A 16891-nucleotide genomic window follows, 5' to 3' on the forward strand; every position below is an offset into this window, starting at 1 on the left:
AACCCTTTTATGAATTTTCCTTGATTCATTTCTAGGAGAATAGAGCATCGCGGGTATGCTTCGTTTCATTTCGGCGCTTCTCGCCTGTGTCCCGCTAATCGTTTCCTGCTCTGCAAGCATAGCTCTCAACGGAGAACTAGTGCATCCCAAGACGTCTGATAATTGGGATCTGACTCTGGAACATTTTCCTCCCGCGGCAGGTTCTTCCGCAAAAAAATATCCTGTCATTCTCTGCCATGGTTTTATCGCGAATCGGATCTACTTAAAGATAAATGAAAAGTCTTCTATCGTTGCGAACCTCCAAAAAGAAGGGTACGATGTATGGCTTTTGGATCTGAGAGGAAAACAAGCGGCAGGTTCTCCTTCCTTATTCTTCGGAGATAAGACATTCGATTATTCCATAGATGAGTACATCAAACAGGATGCGGATGCCGCCATCCAGTATGTACAAAAAGCCACCGGAAAGGATAAGGTAAATTGGATCGGACATAGCATGGGGGGAATGTTGCAATACGCTCGCCTAGGGAGCCTTGGCGAAAACCGAGTTGCGAACTTTGTAGCGATTGGATCTCCCGTGATCATGGATCCACCTTCCGATGCATTGAAACTCTGGTCTGCATTCACCTGGGCCACTCATCTTTGGCCTGCAGTTCCAACGGAAACTTGGTCCGGCATCCGGGGAGGGACTGGCATCCCCTTCTTCCCTAAGAAAAGTTTCGAAGAAGTCTTTTGGTATGAACCGAATATCGATCCTAAGATCGTAAGCGGAGTATACACTACTTCCATCGCGACAGTCACTAAAAGAGAAGTCCGACAAATGGAGAAGATCATAGAAACAGGTTCCTTCCGATCCGAAGACGGCAAAATGAACTATGCAGAAGGTCTTTCCAATATTAAGATCCCTGTTCTTTTGGTCGCAGGTAGAAGGGACAAACTAGGTTTTACTTATTCTCTTCGCTACGTGTACGATCAGTTGGGAAGCACCGACAAGACCTTATTCATTCTGTCCAAAGGAAAAGGCCATTCGGAGGATTACGGTCACACAGATCTAGTCGTCGGTAAAAAGGCGGACGATGAAGTATTCCCCACCATTCTACAATGGTTGAACAAGAGAAATTAATCCGGATCAAATCATGAAATTACAGAAACAAATCGGTTTTATCTTAGCCCTTCTTTCCCTCGCTTTATCCTGCACAAGATATGCGGTGATTACCGAGGAAAAATTCAGAAAACAGACCGCCAATATTACGCCTAACGTATATCTCACCACATTCTCGGATGTGAACTCGGAATATCCTCCAGTGCTTTTGCTAGATCCAGTACTCGTAAACAAAAAGTCCCTCTATCTGGGTGACTATCATGGATTGATCGGGGTATTAAGCGGGAACGGTTTCTCCGTATGGTTGCTTCACTTTGAGACCTATCCGGGCTTGGATCTAAAGGATATCGGAGAAAAGCTGATCCCTCAGGCGGTCTCTCAGATCCAAAAAATAAGCGGCAAGAAAGAATACATCCTAGGTGGAGTTTCTTTAGGAGGACAGGCAGTCCTTCAGTACATTCGATCTAAAAAAGATCCTTCTATTTCCAAGGCTTTCTTCTTAGGAACAGGAATGGATTATAAGTACAACGACAGTTTCTTGGACGATATGAAAAAGGAGAAGAGACTGGGCACAGATGTATCTAACGCCTGCAAGAACAAGGACAGTTTCTGTTCTCGTTTCATTTCCTTGGACGAGGACAATCCTACCACTCTGTATCTCTACCAAACACTTTGGAACTTCCTGCCCAACTTGGAGGAAAATCCGAAAACTTGGACCGATTTCGAAGCAATGGATTTTCCCACACTCTTTATTGCGGGCAAGATAGATAACATAGCAACTGCAGAATCCATTCATCCTGTGTATCGTAGAAAAAGAGGAGCCACTCAATTCTACGAAGCGGGCAGAGACAACGGAGGAAGCATAGACTACGACCACCTCTCCTTGTTCGCCCACGAAGACGCACCTTCTGAAATATATCAGAAAATCGCAGACTGGCTTTCCAAGAAGAAGGGAGACTGATCCTTCTATCGGCCCGAGCACTCGGGCCGATCCTCTCAAAGATACAATATTATACTTTTATTAAATACAAAAAAATCGGATCTACAATCCGTAAAACGATTTGGAAAGAATCCAAAAAACTGCGTATGCGCAAACCAGCTTCAGCCCGGTCTCTTCCAGCCTAACTTATCCAAGACTTTTTTGATATCTTCCCAAACGTCTCGCTTGAGGGGACTGTTCTCTCCGCCATTGCGGATCACATAGCTCGGGTGATAGGTTGGCATCACAGGGATCCCATGAAAATCCCCCCACTGGCCTCTCAGTTTAGTGATCCCTTCTTTCGTCCGAAGAATGAACCGAGTAGAAGGATTTCCCAGAGTAATAATCACCTTAGGTTGTATAACGGAGATCTGACGGAGTAAGAAAGGAGAGCAAGCGATCACTTCGTCGTCTTCGGGAGGACGGTCCTTCTCGAATTTCAAATCCACCGTGGGACGGCACTTAGTGACGTTTGCGATGTATACGTGTTCTCTCGGAACTCCCATGCCTTTCTCGATGATACGAGTCAGTAGTTCACCGGCCTTCCCTACAAAAGGGCGACCGGTCAGGTCCTCTTGTTTGCCGGGACCTTCTCCTATAAACATGACTTCCGCATTCGGATTTCCTTCTCCGAAAACGGTTTGGGTCCGAGTACTACTCAACTTGCAGCGAACGCAAGGCTCCACTTCTTTTTGGATAGAAGCTAGCTCTTCTGATTTCGAAGACTCACTCATCTTGGTCTTACCGATAAAGAGAACCCATTATCCTGCAACCAATTTCCCAAAAAGAGACTGGCCGAATTTTCACAGATCTTATAGTTTAGATCCATGCACGGGCATCACCATTCTCACGAGGATCATGACCACGACCATTCTCATCCGTTCGGTCATCATCATGGACCGGAGCCGGAGAATTCCCGAGCATTTTTATACGCGTTCGTACTCAACTTCGGATTCGCTTTAGTTGAATTCGTAGGAGGATATTTCTTCCAAAGTCTTGCGATCTTATCCGATTCCTTACACGATCTAGGCGATAGCGGCTTCTTGGCATTAGCTTGGATCTTCCAAAAGATTGCGAATAAACCTAGAACCCAGACTTTTACCTTCGGCTACAAACGACTCAGTCTTTCCGCAGCACTTGTGAACTCTTTCGTCCTATTTGTAGGTTCTCTCGCAATCCTCTTCTTTGCAGTCGGCAAATTGCAATCTCCTGCTTCTCCGAACGGTTGGGGAATGTTCGGTCTTTCCATATTAGGTGTGATCGTAAACGGAGCGGCGCTTCTCAAATTAAAAGGCGCGTCCGGATTGAATGCAAAGACCGCCTTCTTGCATCTGCTCGAAGACGTATTAGGTTGGGTCGCAGTGCTTATCGGAAGTATTGCAGTCATCACTCTGGGTTGGGGCTGGGTGGATCCTTTCCTTTCCATCCTCATTTCTCTTTGGGTGGGTTTTCAATCGTTTCGTAATTTACGAAAAATTTTATTACTTCACTTGCAATCTTCTCCTGAAGGGATCGATACAAAGGCATTGCAAGATCGTATCTTAAAACTGAAAGGCGTCCAATCCGTTCACGATCTTCATCTCTGGTCCATGGACGGGGATTATCATGTACTCACTCTGCATGTGGGAATGAAGGGAACTTCTATCCTAGAAGCCCAAAAGCTAAAGGAGAAGATCCGAACGATCAGCCAAGAATTCCATATTCCTCACGCCACGGTAGAGGTGGAACCTGCCGGGGCCGCATGTCCGTACCAAGAATGCTAAGAGAATAAGAACCAAGGAAGTTCGGAATTATACTTTTGTAATGGGACATAATCCCTATTTGCAATAAGCCCAGGTTTTTATAGGATCAGATCAGAAGAAGGAGGATCCAAAGCCTCCGATTTTTCGGGCCCTTCTCCTTTCTTATAAAGTCCTCTACCCACTGCTCCCTTCTCTACTTGACATCGTGGCTGACCCCCGGATTTTGGTGGTTATGAACCAAAAAACGGCTAAACTTCTCAAAAAATACGCGGAAGCAAAAGGTATTAACGAGAAACAGATCAAACGCGAATGGCTGGTTTTAAACGAATTCCAAAAAGACCAGAAAAGACAGGAAATCCTGAAAGAGTTGGTTAAAAAGTAATCTTCCCTTTTTGTTCCTTCAGACCGACTGAGATCCGTCGGTCCGTTTCCTTCTCCGCATTCTATCTTTAGGATCCGAAAAGAAAGTCTGCATTCCATTCAACTTCTTTCGTTCGTCCTTTTATCTCCATGGAAGAAATAGAACTCACCAAAGAATTTCGCTTCGACGCGGCCCATTTTCTCCCCAACGTACCGGAAGGTCATAAGTGCAGAAGAATGCACGGTCATAGCTTTCGCTTCAAGATCCATCTGAAAGGTCAGATCGATAAACATACCGGTTGGCTCATGGACTTCGCAGAAGTCAGCAAGGTAGTGAAACCTCTTCTGGAAAATCATTTAGACCATTATCTTTTGAACGAAGTACAAGGTTTAGAAAATCCAACGAGTGAGAATATCAGTGTTTGGCTTTGGAAGAAATTGAAACCGGAACTTCCTCTTCTGCACAGGATCACTCTTCACGAAACCTGCACAAGCGCCTGCGTATATGACGGCCCCGCTGAATAGATCGGTTTTTCATGAAGTCAGAAAGACCTTCTTCTAAATCGAACGGCGTTCGAAAAAGTTCCAAGCTCCCAAAAGCTGTCGTACTTTTTTCGGGAGGCTTAGATTCCACTACTTGTCTTTATAAAGCGATCCAAGACGGTTATTCCCCTACTGCTCTTTCCTTCGATTATAACCAAAAGCATAAGGAAGAATTAAGATCCGCAAAGAAGATCGCAAAACTCTTAGGCATTCCTCATCTCATTCAAAAACTACAACCGGACTTCTTTCAAGGTTCTTCCTTAACGGAGAAGAAGATCCGAGTTCCTAAGAATGCTTTGGGCCATACAAAGATCCCGAACACCTATGTGCCCGGCAGGAATATCTTATTTTTATCCTTCGGTGTTTCTTTGGCGGAAGGGATTTCTGCCGAACGCCTGTACATTGGTGTAAACGCTTTGGATTACTCCGGTTATCCGGATTGCAGACCCGAATTCATCAAGGCTTATGCCGAGGCGATCCGTTTGGGAACCAAGATGGGAGCCGAAGGAAATCCTCTCGAGATCTGCACTCCCTTGCAATACTTGGATAAGAAAGAGATCGTTCTTTTAGGTTCTCGTTTGGGTGTTCCCTTCTCCCTTACACATTCTTGCTATGATCCGATCCAGGGCAAACCTTGCGGAAAATGCGACTCCTGCTTGCTTCGAAAAAAGGGTTTTCAGGAAGCAGGCATCCCAGAAAAGTGAACGAACAGATTTTAGGGGTCCGGTTTTCTTAAGTTTTCTCACCGGTTGCCCTCAAGGAAGCTAATATGGAACAGTTCGTAAGCTACCTGACGATATTCTTGATCGCAGTATTCGTAGGAATCGAGGTTATCAACCGTATTCCTCCTCTTTTACATACCCCTCTTATGTCAGGCTCGAACGCTATTTCGGGAATTACCATTATCGGGGCCATCTTAACTCTTCATGCTTCTCACAGTTGGATCATACAAGTTCTAGGATTTATCGCAATCGTGGGCGCGACCATCAACGTGATCGGAGGGTTCGTAGTAACTCACCGCATGTTGGGAATGTTCAAGAAAAAGGATTAAACTCTAAATGGAAAAAGCGTACATCAACCTCCTTTATCTAGTCTCCAGTATCCTTTTCATTATCGGATTAAAACTTCTATCTCACCCTAAGACTGCAGTGAGAGGGAACTTTACCGGAGCATTCGGTATGTTCCTAGCAGTGGTGGGAGTATTCTTAGAATACGGAACCATAGAGCGCAGCGATATCATTCTGATCGGCTCGGCTATCTTAGTAGGAACTGCGATCGGAGCGTATATCGCTCTGAAAGTGGAAATGACAGGAATGCCTCAACTAGTTGCTCTATTAAACGGCTTGGGCGGACTAGCTTCCTTCTTAGTCGGTGGGAACTCCCTTATGGAGATCCTGGAAACCGGAAAGAACACCGAACTGCTGAATAATCTTCAGTTCACCATTTCTACTGCAGCAACTGGTATCATCGGTGCGGTAACCTTGACCGGTTCCTTAATCGCTTTCGGAAAACTACAAGGCTTGGTTTCTGAGAAAGCTGTCCGCTACTTCGGAGATCAGATCGTAAAAGTTCTCTTCTTGATCGGAGCCATTTATTTAGGATACCTGAACGTTACCCAACCTACTAAGATCGAATGGTATTGGTACGTCGTCCTTGTTTCTTCCATCTTAGGAGTTCTATTAGTAATGCCTATCGGTGGCGCCGATATGCCGGTAGTGATCGCGCTTCTGAACTCTTATTCCGGACTTGCTGCTTCCGCAACCGGATTCGTATTAGGAAATAATGTTCTTATCATCTCCGGATCTCTTGTAGGAGCTTCCGGGATCCTACTCACACAGATCATGTGTAAGGCAATGAACCGTTCCCTTCCGAACGTTCTATTCGGAGGATGGGGAGCTGCGGCTTCTTCTGCTCCGTCTGGAGATATTTACGCTGGTAAGACCAAAGCTACTTCCGCAGAAGAAGTGGCAATGTTACTGGATATGGCGCAAAGAGTCGTAATCGTTCCTGGTTATGGAATGGCGGTGGCTCAAGCCCAACACGCAGTCCGTGAACTTTATAACCAGCTCACCGACAAGAATATCGAAGTTGAATTTGCGATCCACCCGGTTGCGGGAAGGATGCCTGGACACATGAACGTTCTTTTGGCAGAAGCGGATATTCCTTACGATAAAATGAAGGAAATGGACGAGATCAATCCTACCTTCAATACCGTAGACGTTGTGATCATCAACGGAGCGAACGACGTGGTAAACCCTCTGGCTAAAACAGATCCAGGTTCACCAATCGCAGGTATGCCGATCCTGGATGTAGACAAGGCAAAGACGATCATTGTGATCAAACGTTCCTTGAGCCCGGGATTTGCGGGAGTTCCAAACCCACTCTTTATCCAAGATAATTGTCTTATGTATTTCCAAGATGGAAAGAAAGCCACTCAGGAAATCGTAACAGCTCTCAAAGAGACCTGATAAAACGCAGAAAGAATTTCATTTTTAAGGAAATGGTTCTTGAAAAAGGGAGGCTTGCCTCCCTTTTTTATTGGAATAAGCCGAAATGAACGGATCGTACGAGGTAGAACTTGGCTCAAGAATTCAAGGATTATAGCGACGAAGTTAGATTGCACAGGTACAGCATTGTGCGTTATCTGCTCGTCATCGTTGGGACTATTTCTCTTGTACTCGGGATTATCGGGATATTTACCCCAGTACTTCCTACGACTCCGTTTTTGCTCTTAACGGCAGCCTGTTATGCCCGAGCCTCTCAGAAATTTTACAATTGGCTGATGAACAATAAGTACTTTGGGAATTTTATCCGGGACTGGAGAATTCACAAAGCCATCCCGCTTAAGGCAAAGATCATCGCGGTCGCTTCTATTGTGATCACAATGACTATAAGTGCGATCTTTGCCCCCATTATCTATGTGCGGATCGGAATGGCAATCATAGGGATCTGCGTGATCGTTTATATCCTACGTTTTCCTACTAAGAAGAAGGAAGACTGAACTTCATTATGCTCTCGTGAATGTAATCAAGTCAGAGAGGCCTCCATTCCCATTCGGATAAAGAGGGTTTCCCCGATCTTTAAGAAAGATTTCTCAATTATTGTAAGGATTTCTAGAAGGAAGCATATGATAGACTTTCGGATCGTTATCTTTGATCAGTTCAGCAACATCCAACGCTTCTTGGATCTTGAGTTTCTTTTCCGGTTCTTCCGCCATCCAAGAACTTACGAATAATTCCAATCTTCTATAATCTCGGATGAAGACTAAAGAGCGAAGATAGTTGATCTTGTCCTCTTCGGACAGGATCTTAGACCCTGCTATGACAGAGTATGTATTGGCGGAAGCCCTGTAATTCGAAGTATGAAAATATGCATGTGCCAGAAACCGTTTCTCATTGAAGGAAAGATCCGGAAATTGGTTATACAGCTTGATCGCTTTTCTGAAATTCTTATCCAGATCCATAGTCAGACGAGCGTAGATATGCGCAAATTCCCGATGTAAGAATCCTTCTTTAGCGAATTCCTTGCATTGGGCCAAGGCCTCCGCCTTATTCCCCAATAGAAAATTTACTTTCAATAAAACTAATTTAGCATTTCTATAATTCGGTTTTAGTTCTATTCCCTTCTCCGCTTCGGCTTTTGCTTTGATATACTGTCCTGTTTCGAAATACGCAAGAGCCATATTTAAACGGTAGAAAGGATTATAATTCGCAAGCTCCACTGCTTTCTGGAAATAAGGAACGGAAGATTCCCATTTGCTTCTTCTTACGAAGATCATTCCGAGCAAATAATAGGAAGGATCATGTCCCGGATTCAATTCTACGGCCTTGAGTAAAGCCTTTTTGGATTGAGGATATCTTCCGAGAGCGTACAAATAAGCGCCCGTCAGATAATGGAATTCCAAACAATCCGGATCCAGTTTTTTCAGTTTCTCGATATTTGCCTGTGCCTTAGAAAGATTATTAGATCTTAATAGATTGATCGTTTCCGTATTCAAGGCAAGGATCTGGTACTTCCTACGTGAAAGTTCGCTCTGATCCGTAGGTTGCGGAGGAGGAGGAAGTTCTCCTTCGGGAGAAGGAGCAATGATCGACTGGTTCTCATCCGCTCCCGCCTCGGCTTCCTTGGCTTGCAAAGAAGTCCCCAAGACAAGAACGGAACTAAAGAAAAGAAGAAGTATCTTTTCTCTGCAAAGGATCATTCGGCTACGACGCCAACCTTCTTATAGATCTCCGTATTGTTCAGATCCGGATTGAAAAGCTCCAATTTATCCCTATCCGCTTTCAGGATAATGTAGCGGATCTGAAAGCCTAGATTCAGGAAACGGAACAATAGCTCCGGAGAATTGGATTTCGTATTCTTCTCGAATAACTCGTATTCGATCTTTCTTTGCTTTTCGGAATCTTCCGGATTTTCATAGATCGCAAGTCCGGGACGAAGAAGGGTCAGCTTAGAAGCCTTGCCTGCGACGGCGTCTTGGCATTGTCCTTCAGGAGTGCAAGTGGAGGTTCTTTCCCAGATCCCAAGGATCCTTTCCTGTATAGGAGCGGAACAACCGATCGCAAAGGAAAAGATCAGGAGAGAAAAAAGAATTTTTTTCATGGGAGCCAGGCTAACCGGCCTAAGAAAGATGTCCAGGGAATTCCGAGCTCGGAGAAGGATAGATACGCCCCTACTTTAAATTCGCTGAAAGTACTCGTCTATCTTCAATACTTCGAAGGTTTTCAGAAGATCCGGATGGATCTCTCGGATATCGATCTCTATTCCTTCCGATTTGGCGTTTTTACAGAACCAAACCAAGGAACTGATGGAGATAGAGTTCATCACAGGGATTTTGCCCAGATCCAAGACGATTTTCTTGGGTTTTTTGGCGATCGCGTCCATCAGCTCGTTTCTGAACGCATAATAGTCATTGAAAAGGGCTGTTAGTTCCGGTTTGATCTCGATAATCTCCGAATGTTCTGCCATTTTCAGTTATATCCCTTTTTTCGGCCTCTCAGCTAAAATTTTCGGCCAGATTCCTTTTTTTATCTTCGGGAAATTTGAAATTCAACCGAAATTTTATTCGGGAGAGCTTTATGTTCCAAAAAACCCTTTTCATGAAGACCCAGGACCTGTTGGAAAGAGGAATGAATACCGCTTCTTTAAAAAGAAGGGTAATTTCCGATAACATCGCAAATGCAGATGTTCCTCATTTCAAGAGAAGTGAAGTAGTTTTCGAATCCATGATAAAGCGAGCGTTGGAATCCGAGAAGATCGAGGAATCCAAAGCAATTCCTACGCGTATCGAAGACGAACGTCATATATCATTTTTTACTCCATTAGATTATCGTACCGTAAAACCGAAGGCCCAGGTAGACTACCTGACTACAATGAGAGCCGATGGGAATAACGTGGATCCTGAAAAGGAAGTCGTGGATGCATCCAATTCCCAAATGCAGTACATGATGATGTCAGAAAGACTGAATGCGAACTTCAGGGATTTAAAGAACGTAATGAGGCTAGCCTAATCTCGCTTTGGCGACATAGCTAAGAAATAAGGGAAGGATCATGGGACTTTTTACTGCAATCAATACTTCCGCCACCGGGCTTTCCGCACAAAGGCTCCGGATGGACGTTATCGGAAACAATATCGCGAACGCCACTACGACTCGTAATACGAACGGAGATGGACCGTTTCGTAGGGACAGAGTCGTTCTCACTCCGGTCAATCTCAGGACCCAATGGAGAAGTCCTGTCTATCCTTTCGGCCTAGACGCTGGCGAAGGAAGAGGAGTAAAGGTAATGAAGATCGAGAAGGACATGAGCCCTCTCCGATTGGTTTACGACCCGACCCACCCGGATTCCATACAGATCGGTCCTAAAAAAGGCTATGTAGAAATGCCGAACGTAAATATAGTCACCGAAATGACGGACATGATCTCTGCTTCACGTTCCTACGAGGCAAACGTACAGATGATCAACGGCTCCAAGGCAATGTTCAATAAGGCTCTGGAAATCGGAAGAGCGTAATTTAGGAGATTCTAATGCAAGTAGACTTCAATTCCAAACTATGGTACACTTATAATTCAGGTTATTCCGATTCCCGTTTTCCTCTTTCTCCAAAAGGAGATAAGGTGAGCGTAAATGTACAAGACGATCGTCATTACGCCGACGTAAAAGAGCCTGTCTCTCCCGATTTCGTTGCCGAAAGCTTTTCGGAAGCGATGAGAAACGCATTTCAATCCGTAAACGATCTGCAAGTAGAAGCAGATAATCTGACCCAAAAAATGGTCTATGATCCGAACAGCGTGGACGCTCACGAAGTCATGATCGCATCCGAGAAAGCGAGAGTGGCGCTGACCTTCACCAAAACATTGGCTGATGGTGTAGTCAGAGCTTATAGAGATCTCACTTCGATGAGATAATCTTTCTAAACTAATTTTAGATTCGACTATTCCTTCTTAGGAATAGGATGGGACCATGTCCGATCTGTTTGGTTGGTTCCTTGATGGGCTCATTCTATTTGGAGGATTCCTATCTCTTCTTCTCTTTGTAGGAGAATTTCCTTCGGATAGAAGGAACCTATTCCAAGTATTTTTAGCACTTACTCTAGCAAGCATAGGTTGTATGCAGCTTTCTAGTTCGTTGGTATTGAACCAAAATTCTGGCCAAGACCAGGCCTTGAAATTTTGGACCCTACCCTTGCTCTATCTTCCACCGGCCTTTGCTTTTCTCACGGTTCTATCTCTTTCCGAAGACGATTTTAGATTCCGAAGTCGGCATCTTATTTTCTTTTTACCTAGCCTGCTAGCGCTCGGAGCTTCGATCTATTTTAGAAGTAGCGGAGAATATGTAAGACCTCCTTGGAATTTTGGGATCGGTTCGGGTCCTGCTTTTTCCGGGTTAGGACTCCTCTACTTAGGCGCAGGTTTTTTTTCTCTTAGCTTTTCCTTCCCTATCTTGAAGGCGCTTTTAGTAATAAAAGAAGCTAGGGCCAAATTCCTATTCACGATCTTCTGCTTGGATTCGCTTCTAGTTTCCGTTCTAGGGATCTTAGGTTTGCTATACCATCCGATCTTCTTGAAGCTTTCTCTCGTTGTTGTTTCTCTCGCAGTTTCTCTAGTATATTATATACGTAGAAAGTATTTCGATCTTCCGGAAGTGTTGCGTTCCGACTTGATACAGGCTAAATATGCGCGTTCTAGGCTCCAAGGTATGAACACCGAACCGATCCTGGAAAATTTAGATCGTCTATTTTACGCGGAGAAGTTGCATAGAAGGGAAGATCTGACCCTTGCCGAACTCGCCAAGGAACTTTCCATCACATCGCATCAATTGTCGGAACTATTAAACAACCGCTTAGGCAAAGGATACTTTTCTTTTATCAATCAGCATAGGATAGAGGATGCAAAGGAACTTCTTAAAGGAACAGACAAAACAGTTCTAGAGATTGCGATGACGGTCGGGTTCAATAACCGCTCTTCCTTTAATGAGGCTTTTTTAAGGATTACCCAAAAAACTCCGATTTCCTTTCGAAAAATGTATAAGCCTTTATAACGCCGGACGACGAGGACTTTTCTTTGTCGTATCTTCTTCTCATCAACTCCTTGAGAGGAAATCAAATGCAAACACATACAATCTCTACGACAGGCAGATCAGAGACTTCGCCTTGGATCGGCTTAATAACTAAGGTCTTTCTCGGGATGAACCTTGCCGTTTATCTCGCATTTACGATCGCTTTCTTCCTGTTTCCGGTCCCTTTGGCGGGAATGATCGGACTCTCCGTCCATTCCAGCGCGGCATTAGCGGATCTTAGAGCGATGTATGGAGGAATGTGCTTCGGAGTAGGACTGCTGATCTTTTACGGTTTGAACAAAGAGGATTTTAAGATCCCGGCGATCTTACTTTCCGTTGCCAGCGCGGGAGGTCTTTTTCTAGCAAGACTCTATACACTGTTATTGGATGGTCCCGGAAACGAATACATTTATCTAAGCATGATCACCGAGATCGGCTCGGTCTGTATAGGACTCTGGCTCTTGAAGAAACGATAAAACAAAAAAGGCGGGATGAAACCCGCCTTTCTCATTTATGGACCGTAGACGATCCTAATTTTCCGGATCTTTACGGCTTGATCTTCTTGAGAAGTTTCAGATCCGCCTTGTTAAACACTGCGATCTCGGTTTTACCGGAAGCTTCTTCTTTTCCGGTCACATAGATCTTCTCACCAAAGAAAGTAACGTTGGAGTTAGGAGAGATCTCCTCTTCCGTTCCTGCGGTCTTCTTCAGGCCCTTATCGAAGCGGCTCAGGAAATATTTTCCATTCCTTTCTTCGAATGCGTAGATATCCTCTCCTTTCAGGATCATAGGAGAACGCCAGAACACGGAATCAGCGGACCAAACCGCAGGCTTTAAGGTCTCTTGATCGATCAGGATCAATTTATGAGCGGCAGAGTGGTCCGACTCGTAACCTACTACCAAGGCCTTTCCATCTACGACTTCAAAGGTACGTCCGCAGATCTTATTGAAGTCCCCTTTGAAGATGGTATCGTCTTTTGCAGGGTCCAATAATTGGAGTTCGTTGCTATAATGTCCGTCGGACGTATACTTCAGAGTTTTTAAGAAGAGGATCTTTCCTCCGACCACGTTTTTGTCGAAGTCTTCTTTCTGCTTCTGTTCTTCCTTAACGGTTTCCAGTTCTTTCTTGGTATCGGAGAGTTCCTTCTTCAATTCTTCTTTGGATTTATTATCATCCGATTTAGAGGAACTGCTAGAACCTCCGGAAGAAGAAGGAGAATCCTTCTTTGAATCGCTCGAAGAGGAAGATGAGGAAGAAGATTTGGAATCCGATTTACGGGACTCTTCCTTCTTAGCGATCTCCTTTTCTTTTTCTTTTAACTGTTGCTCTTCTTTCTTAGCGGCTTGTTGCTGCTGTTGAGCAGTTTTACGCTCTTCTTGCTTTTGCGCGATCTTCTGTTTGTTCTTAACAGGATCCTTGTTCAGCTCTTGTAATTCTTTCTCTGCGGCTCTGTCTTTTTGAGAAGCAGCTTCTTGTTGTTTTTTGTTCTCATCTTTCTTTTCTTGGAGCTTGCGCTTTTCATCTTCCAACTTTTGTCGCTGGAGATCGTCCATTTTCTTCTTGTCTTCTTGGCCTTCTTTCTTTTTGTCCAGGTCCTTGTTGACTTCGTGCTCTAGCTCGTCCGTATGCAGATCCTTTCCGTCTTCGGAGAGAATGCTTGCGACAATTGGAATAATGATCTGGGTCTTTCCCGCCCAATCCGTATAACGTCTAGCGATACCGATCTTATCGGCCTCGACATTCTTCACGACCTCGTCGTTGTATTTGCGTTTTACGTAATTTGCATTCTTGCGATGGATCGCATTGTAATATAGAATATAGGTTGCGAGTGTTTCCGAGTTCTGTTCCGAATACCCGAAATTGGATTTTACATAGCCTGCGATGATCCTTTGTACGGAATTAATATGTCCGTACTCGGCATCTTTTCCTAGGCTGATCAGGTCGGCTCCGAACTTCTTTTCTTCCGGAAGAATTCGGATCGCAGTGATCCCGTCCGTGCTTGCAGGAGATTTCGGATCCTTCTTCAAAGCCTCGGCGAGGGCTGCTCCGGTCTTAGCATTGCTACCCTTTGTCTCTTCATCCGCTCTCGCAGCAGATCTGTTTACGAAGTTTACTTTTCCGGAAGATCGAACTTCTCTTTCTCCCAATCTGGGTCCGCCTTGAGCGAGCAAAGGAAGCACCAAACTCCCTGCAAAGAAAATGAATACTGCCAGTCGAATCCGTGACATGATGAGGAACTCCTTAGAAACGCAGATATATCCCTGAAAAAAAGGAATCGGGATACGATTCGCTATCATACGATTTTAGCAAGGACTCTGCCAAGGATTTTTCCATGCTTCCTGGGATGCTCCCTCGGAAGAAAGTTGCCTCTCAGGACTGGGTTTTTACCTTAACCTCATGAGCGAATTTGAACGTCGAATTTACAATTTCTACGGTGGCCCGGCTATGTTACCTACCCCAGTTATGGAGAAGGCAGCCTCCGAGTTCCTAAACTACAGACGTTCCGGCATGTCCATCATGGAAGTGAGCCATAGAGGAAAGCTTTTCGAGAAGGTCCTGGACGAATCTCTGGCACTCTTGAGAGAACTACTTTCCGTTCCTGAAAATTACGAAATTATGTTTCTATCCGCGGGTGCGAGCCTTCACTTCTCCGCCCTCCCCCTCAATTTATTGCACGAAGGTGAGTCCGCTGATTTTGCGATCACTGGGATCTGGGCCAAGAAGGCGATGGAAGAAGCGCTTCGTTTCAATCCCGTAAAAAAGATCTACGACGGCGAAGATCATAAATACACCGAGGTTCCCGAGCTGGACGACTCCATGGTGAATCCGGGAGCGGCCTATGTGTATATCACTTCCAATAATACTCTATTAGGATCTCGTTATCCTAAATTCCCGAAACTCACCAAGGCTCCTTTGATCGCAGATATGACTTCCGAGATCCTTTCTCGCAAGATCGATATCAGTCAATTCGGGGCGATCTTTGCCGGAGCCCAGAAGAATATCGGGCCTTCCGGTCTGAGTGTATTAATTATTCGTAAAGATCTTTTGGGACGTTCCAAGAGAACCATCCCTGTCCTGATGGATTACGCTTTGACCGCAAAGAATAAATCCATGTACAATACTCCCCCTACTTACTCTATTTATATGTCCAAATTGGTCTTCGAATGGCTCAAGGAAAAAGGCGGAATAGATGCGATCGAAAAGATCAATGAGGAGAAGGCCAAACTTCTCTACGATTATCTGGACACCACTTCCTTCTATCAGGCTGCTGTGAAACCTTCTAGCAGATCCGTTATGAACGTGGTCTTCACTCTCCAAGATAAAAATCTGGAGTCCAAGTTCTTAGCCGGTGCGGAAGAGAAAGGACTCGTCGGATTGGAAGGTCATAGATTAGTAGGCGGACTCAGAGCTTCGATTTACAACGCAATGCCAAGAGAAGGCGTCGTCGCTCTTATCGATTACATGAAGGAATTCGAGAAGAAGGCTTGATCGAGGCTACGCAGATGAAACGGAACCTTTGCATTCTCAGTCTTCTTCTATTCGGTTTGCAAAGCCTTTCCTCGGCTCCCTTATTCTTTCGTACGAGCATTAGCACTGGGAACTGTTTCTCCGCAGGGAATGGTTCCAAAGAAGTAAAGGATTTCTATAAATCCAAACTTTCTCCCGAAGAACGAACCAAGCTTGCCGATCTTCTCGCAGAAGAAGAGGCCAGGTCCCTACTCAAAAGTCTGGACTGCGTCCAAAAACTGAATCTTTCCAAGGAAGATAAGAACACTCTGATCTTGGATCATATGAGGCACAGGGATCTAAGAGACGCACTGTACTCTCATTATGAGAATCATCTACTCTCCGACGAAAAGACCATCCGACTTTCCGCTTACGAAGAAAAGACTCTCCGTACATTCTTAAGCGCAAAGAAAGAGCTATTGTCCAGGCTCAACCGAGCGGAGTTGGAATCCTTATCGGACAGACCCTTACCTTTTTCTTCCTTCCAAAGTACGTACCTAGCGATCTTTCTGCAGCATTGGGAATTCTATCAGATCGCTCCCGACTTTATCAAAGAAGCTTTATTCGATTAAGGTCTTTTTCTTCTTTTTCGTCATTCTACTGTAAATTGCTTGAACGGGGGAATTCTCGTAGGTACGGTACCCTTAGAACATGAAAAAAATTGGTATCGCTTCCGATCACGGCGGTTTCGAACTAAAAGAATACCTCCGAAAAGAATTAGGAAACTCCGTTGAGATCGTTGACTACGGAACAAAGGACGAATCCTCCGTAGACTATCCCTTAATCATTGCAGAAGCCTGTAAAAAAGTTCTTTCTAACGAAGTGGAAGGATTGATCGCCCTTTGCGGAACAGGGATCGGCGCTTCTATCGCAGCCAACCGCCATAAGGGGATCCGAGCGGCTCTCTGCCACGACGAGTTCACTGCCGAAATGTCCCGCAGGCATAATAACGCAAACGTTCTTGTATTAGGCGGAAGGGTTCTTGGAAAAGACCTCGCAGTTCGCATCGTGCAAAAATGGCTCACCACTACTTTCGAGGCTGGACGCCATGAAAGAAGAGTGGGACAGTTAGACACCATCGTTTAATCGGATCATATTCTGGG

General features: G+C 44.9%; 22 protein-coding genes. 17 read left to right on the top strand and 5 right to left on the bottom strand.

The genetic code is table 11. The annotated features are described in order from the left end of the window. The first annotated feature begins 55 nt into the window (after positions 1 to 55). Together EHO57_RS10845 and EHO57_RS10850 are read left to right on the top strand one after the other, a co-directional pair. The gene (locus EHO57_RS10845) at positions 56 to 1120 is read left to right on the top strand and encodes an alpha/beta hydrolase (protein WP_135644850.1); all 1065 of its coding nucleotides are present in this window, start codon (positions 56 to 58) and stop codon (positions 1118 to 1120) included. 13 nt (positions 1121 to 1133) lie between these two features. After that, positions 1134 to 2060: an alpha/beta hydrolase gene (locus EHO57_RS10850; protein WP_135644848.1), complete on the top strand. Its 927-nt coding sequence runs from the start codon at positions 1134 to 1136 to the stop codon at positions 2058 to 2060. A 140-nt stretch (positions 2061 to 2200) separates the two neighbouring features. On the opposite strand, the gene EHO57_RS10855 is transcribed toward EHO57_RS10850, so the two are convergent. Next, positions 2201 to 2812, bottom strand: a complete 612-nt coding sequence (locus tag EHO57_RS10855; protein WP_135644846.1) for a uracil-DNA glycosylase — start codon at positions 2810 to 2812, stop codon at positions 2201 to 2203. 93 nt (positions 2813 to 2905) lie between these two features. Here EHO57_RS10855 and EHO57_RS10860 point away from each other — a divergent pair, with 93 nt between their 5' ends. From EHO57_RS10860 to EHO57_RS10885, 7 genes are all read left to right on the top strand, one after another. Then, positions 2906 to 3841: a cation diffusion facilitator family transporter gene (locus EHO57_RS10860; RefSeq protein ID WP_135644844.1), complete on the top strand. Its 936-nt coding sequence runs from the start codon at positions 2906 to 2908 to the stop codon at positions 3839 to 3841. Positions 3842 to 4052: 211 nt separating this feature from the next. Continuing rightward, the gene (locus tag EHO57_RS18795) at positions 4053 to 4202 is read left to right on the top strand and encodes a hypothetical protein (RefSeq protein ID WP_167882063.1); all 150 of its coding nucleotides are present in this window, start codon (positions 4053 to 4055) and stop codon (positions 4200 to 4202) included. Positions 4203 to 4330: 128 nt separating this feature from the next. Then, positions 4331 to 4705 carry a 6-carboxytetrahydropterin synthase QueD gene (gene queD / locus EHO57_RS10865; protein WP_135644842.1) on the top strand — a complete coding sequence of 125 codons (375 nt, stop codon included), beginning with the start codon at positions 4331 to 4333 and terminating at the stop codon, positions 4703 to 4705. An 11-nt stretch (positions 4706 to 4716) separates the two neighbouring features. Continuing rightward, positions 4717 to 5427 (top strand): 7-cyano-7-deazaguanine synthase QueC, encoded by a 711-nt coding sequence (gene queC, locus EHO57_RS10870; RefSeq protein WP_135644840.1) that lies wholly within the window; start codon positions 4717 to 4719, stop codon positions 5425 to 5427. 65 nt (positions 5428 to 5492) lie between these two features. Continuing rightward, positions 5493 to 5774: an NAD(P) transhydrogenase subunit alpha part 2 gene (locus EHO57_RS10875; protein WP_135585178.1), complete on the top strand. Its 282-nt coding sequence runs from the start codon at positions 5493 to 5495 to the stop codon at positions 5772 to 5774. Positions 5775 to 5781: 7 nt separating this feature from the next. Next, the gene (locus tag EHO57_RS10880) at positions 5782 to 7191 is read left to right on the top strand and encodes an NAD(P)(+) transhydrogenase (Re/Si-specific) subunit beta (protein WP_135644838.1); all 1410 of its coding nucleotides are present in this window, start codon (positions 5782 to 5784) and stop codon (positions 7189 to 7191) included. A 110-nt stretch (positions 7192 to 7301) separates the two neighbouring features. Further along, positions 7302 to 7724 carry a YbaN family protein gene (locus tag EHO57_RS10885; RefSeq protein WP_135644835.1) on the top strand — a complete coding sequence of 141 codons (423 nt, stop codon included), beginning with the start codon at positions 7302 to 7304 and terminating at the stop codon, positions 7722 to 7724. Between the two features lie 93 nt (positions 7725 to 7817). On the opposite strand, the gene EHO57_RS10890 is transcribed toward EHO57_RS10885, so the two are convergent. The 3 genes from EHO57_RS10890 to EHO57_RS10900 all read right to left on the bottom strand — a co-directional run bounded on the left by EHO57_RS10890 (position 7818) and on the right by EHO57_RS10900 (position 9691). Next, the gene (locus EHO57_RS10890) at positions 7818 to 8924 is read right to left on the bottom strand and encodes a tetratricopeptide repeat protein (RefSeq protein WP_135644833.1); all 1107 of its coding nucleotides are present in this window, start codon (positions 8922 to 8924) and stop codon (positions 7818 to 7820) included. Further along, on the bottom strand, positions 8921 to 9325 hold the full coding sequence (locus tag EHO57_RS10895) for an LIC10301 family lipoprotein (RefSeq protein WP_246050649.1): 405 nt from the start codon (positions 9323 to 9325) through the stop codon (positions 8921 to 8923). Before EHO57_RS10895 ends, EHO57_RS10890 begins: the two co-directional genes overlap by 4 nt. 75 nt (positions 9326 to 9400) lie before the next feature. Then, positions 9401 to 9691 (bottom strand): STAS domain-containing protein, encoded by a 291-nt coding sequence (locus tag EHO57_RS10900; protein WP_135585170.1) that lies wholly within the window; start codon positions 9689 to 9691, stop codon positions 9401 to 9403. 110 nt (positions 9692 to 9801) lie between these two features. On the opposite strand from EHO57_RS10900, the gene flgB reads away from it, so the two are divergent. The 5 genes from flgB (at position 9802) to EHO57_RS10925 (ending at position 12756) form a co-directional block, all read left to right on the top strand. Next, entirely contained in the window at positions 9802 to 10233 is a 432-nt protein-coding gene (flgB, locus tag EHO57_RS10905; RefSeq protein ID WP_135644829.1) for a flagellar basal body rod protein FlgB, read from the top strand. A 40-nt stretch (positions 10234 to 10273) separates the two neighbouring features. Further along, positions 10274 to 10735 (top strand): flagellar basal body rod protein FlgC, encoded by a 462-nt coding sequence (gene flgC / locus EHO57_RS10910; protein ID WP_135644827.1) that lies wholly within the window; start codon positions 10274 to 10276, stop codon positions 10733 to 10735. Between the two features lie 14 nt (positions 10736 to 10749). Further along, a complete protein-coding gene (gene fliE / locus EHO57_RS10915) occupies positions 10750 to 11130 on the top strand; it encodes a flagellar hook-basal body complex protein FliE (protein ID WP_135644825.1) in 381 nt (126 codons plus the stop codon). A gap of 55 nt (positions 11131 to 11185) precedes the next feature. Continuing rightward, entirely contained in the window at positions 11186 to 12262 is a 1077-nt protein-coding gene (locus EHO57_RS10920) for a helix-turn-helix domain-containing protein (protein WP_135644823.1), read from the top strand. A gap of 65 nt (positions 12263 to 12327) precedes the next feature. Further along, on the top strand, positions 12328 to 12756 hold the full coding sequence (locus EHO57_RS10925; RefSeq protein ID WP_135644821.1) for a DUF4345 family protein: 429 nt from the start codon (positions 12328 to 12330) through the stop codon (positions 12754 to 12756). Between the two features lie 70 nt (positions 12757 to 12826). Here EHO57_RS10925 and EHO57_RS10930 read toward each other — a convergent pair whose 3' ends face one another. Continuing rightward, the gene (locus EHO57_RS10930; protein ID WP_135644819.1) at positions 12827 to 14509 is read right to left on the bottom strand and encodes a P83/100 family protein; all 1683 of its coding nucleotides are present in this window, start codon (positions 14507 to 14509) and stop codon (positions 12827 to 12829) included. Positions 14510 to 14678: 169 nt separating this feature from the next. Between EHO57_RS10930 and serC the strand changes: the two genes are divergently transcribed. The 3 genes from serC to rpiB all read left to right on the top strand — a co-directional run bounded on the left by serC (position 14679) and on the right by rpiB (position 16874). Next, positions 14679 to 15770, top strand: coding sequence for a 3-phosphoserine/phosphohydroxythreonine transaminase (gene serC / locus EHO57_RS10935; protein ID WP_135644817.1), 1092 nt, complete (start codon positions 14679 to 14681; stop codon positions 15768 to 15770). Positions 15771 to 15784: 14 nt separating this feature from the next. Then, positions 15785 to 16360 carry a hypothetical protein gene (locus EHO57_RS10940; protein WP_135644815.1) on the top strand — a complete coding sequence of 192 codons (576 nt, stop codon included), beginning with the start codon at positions 15785 to 15787 and terminating at the stop codon, positions 16358 to 16360. A 79-nt stretch (positions 16361 to 16439) separates the two neighbouring features. Continuing rightward, the gene (gene rpiB / locus EHO57_RS10945) at positions 16440 to 16874 is read left to right on the top strand and encodes a ribose 5-phosphate isomerase B (RefSeq protein WP_135644813.1); all 435 of its coding nucleotides are present in this window, start codon (positions 16440 to 16442) and stop codon (positions 16872 to 16874) included. Positions 16875 to 16891: the final 17 nt, after the last annotated feature.

Source organism: Leptospira langatensis, from assembly GCF_004770615.1.
Lineage (GTDB): Bacteria > Spirochaetota > Leptospiria > Leptospirales > Leptospiraceae > Leptospira_B > Leptospira_B langatensis.

Bases quoted from the DNA above. Each gene is read 5' to 3' on its own strand.
- EHO57_RS10940 (WP_135644815.1), top strand. From the start codon at position 15,785: ATGAAACGGAACCTTTGCATTCTCAGTCTTCTTCTATTCGGTTTGCAA.
- EHO57_RS10880 (WP_135644838.1), top strand. From the start codon at position 5,782: ATGGAAAAAGCGTACATCAACCTCCTTTATCTAGTCTCCAGTATCCTT.
- EHO57_RS10890 (WP_135644833.1), bottom strand. From the start codon at position 8,924: ATGATCCTTTGCAGAGAAAAGATACTTCTTCTTTTCTTTAGTTCCGTT.
- flgC (WP_135644827.1), top strand. From the start codon at position 10,274: ATGGGACTTTTTACTGCAATCAATACTTCCGCCACCGGGCTTTCCGCA.
- EHO57_RS10920 (WP_135644823.1), top strand. From the start codon at position 11,186: ATGTCCGATCTGTTTGGTTGGTTCCTTGATGGGCTCATTCTATTTGGA.
- EHO57_RS10925 (WP_135644821.1), top strand. From the start codon at position 12,328: ATGCAAACACATACAATCTCTACGACAGGCAGATCAGAGACTTCGCCT.
- EHO57_RS10860 (WP_135644844.1), top strand. From the start codon at position 2,906: ATGCACGGGCATCACCATTCTCACGAGGATCATGACCACGACCATTCT.
- EHO57_RS10900 (WP_135585170.1), bottom strand. From the start codon at position 9,691: ATGGCAGAACATTCGGAGATTATCGAGATCAAACCGGAACTAACAGCC.
- serC (WP_135644817.1), top strand. From the start codon at position 14,679: ATGAGCGAATTTGAACGTCGAATTTACAATTTCTACGGTGGCCCGGCT.
- EHO57_RS10845 (WP_135644850.1), top strand. From the start codon at position 56: ATGCTTCGTTTCATTTCGGCGCTTCTCGCCTGTGTCCCGCTAATCGTT.
- EHO57_RS10850 (WP_135644848.1), top strand. From the start codon at position 1,134: ATGAAATTACAGAAACAAATCGGTTTTATCTTAGCCCTTCTTTCCCTC.
- EHO57_RS18795 (WP_167882063.1), top strand. From the start codon at position 4,053: ATGAACCAAAAAACGGCTAAACTTCTCAAAAAATACGCGGAAGCAAAA.
- EHO57_RS10895 (WP_246050649.1), bottom strand. From the start codon at position 9,325: ATGAAAAAAATTCTTTTTTCTCTCCTGATCTTTTCCTTTGCGATCGGT.
- EHO57_RS10855 (WP_135644846.1), bottom strand. From the start codon at position 2,812: ATGAGTGAGTCTTCGAAATCAGAAGAGCTAGCTTCTATCCAAAAAGAA.
- fliE (WP_135644825.1), top strand. From the start codon at position 10,750: ATGCAAGTAGACTTCAATTCCAAACTATGGTACACTTATAATTCAGGT.
- EHO57_RS10875 (WP_135585178.1), top strand. From the start codon at position 5,493: ATGGAACAGTTCGTAAGCTACCTGACGATATTCTTGATCGCAGTATTC.
- queD (WP_135644842.1), top strand. From the start codon at position 4,331: ATGGAAGAAATAGAACTCACCAAAGAATTTCGCTTCGACGCGGCCCAT.
- queC (WP_135644840.1), top strand. From the start codon at position 4,717: ATGAAGTCAGAAAGACCTTCTTCTAAATCGAACGGCGTTCGAAAAAGT.
- EHO57_RS10930 (WP_135644819.1), bottom strand. From the start codon at position 14,509: ATGTCACGGATTCGACTGGCAGTATTCATTTTCTTTGCAGGGAGTTTG.
- rpiB (WP_135644813.1), top strand. From the start codon at position 16,440: ATGAAAAAAATTGGTATCGCTTCCGATCACGGCGGTTTCGAACTAAAA.
- flgB (WP_135644829.1), top strand. From the start codon at position 9,802: ATGTTCCAAAAAACCCTTTTCATGAAGACCCAGGACCTGTTGGAAAGA.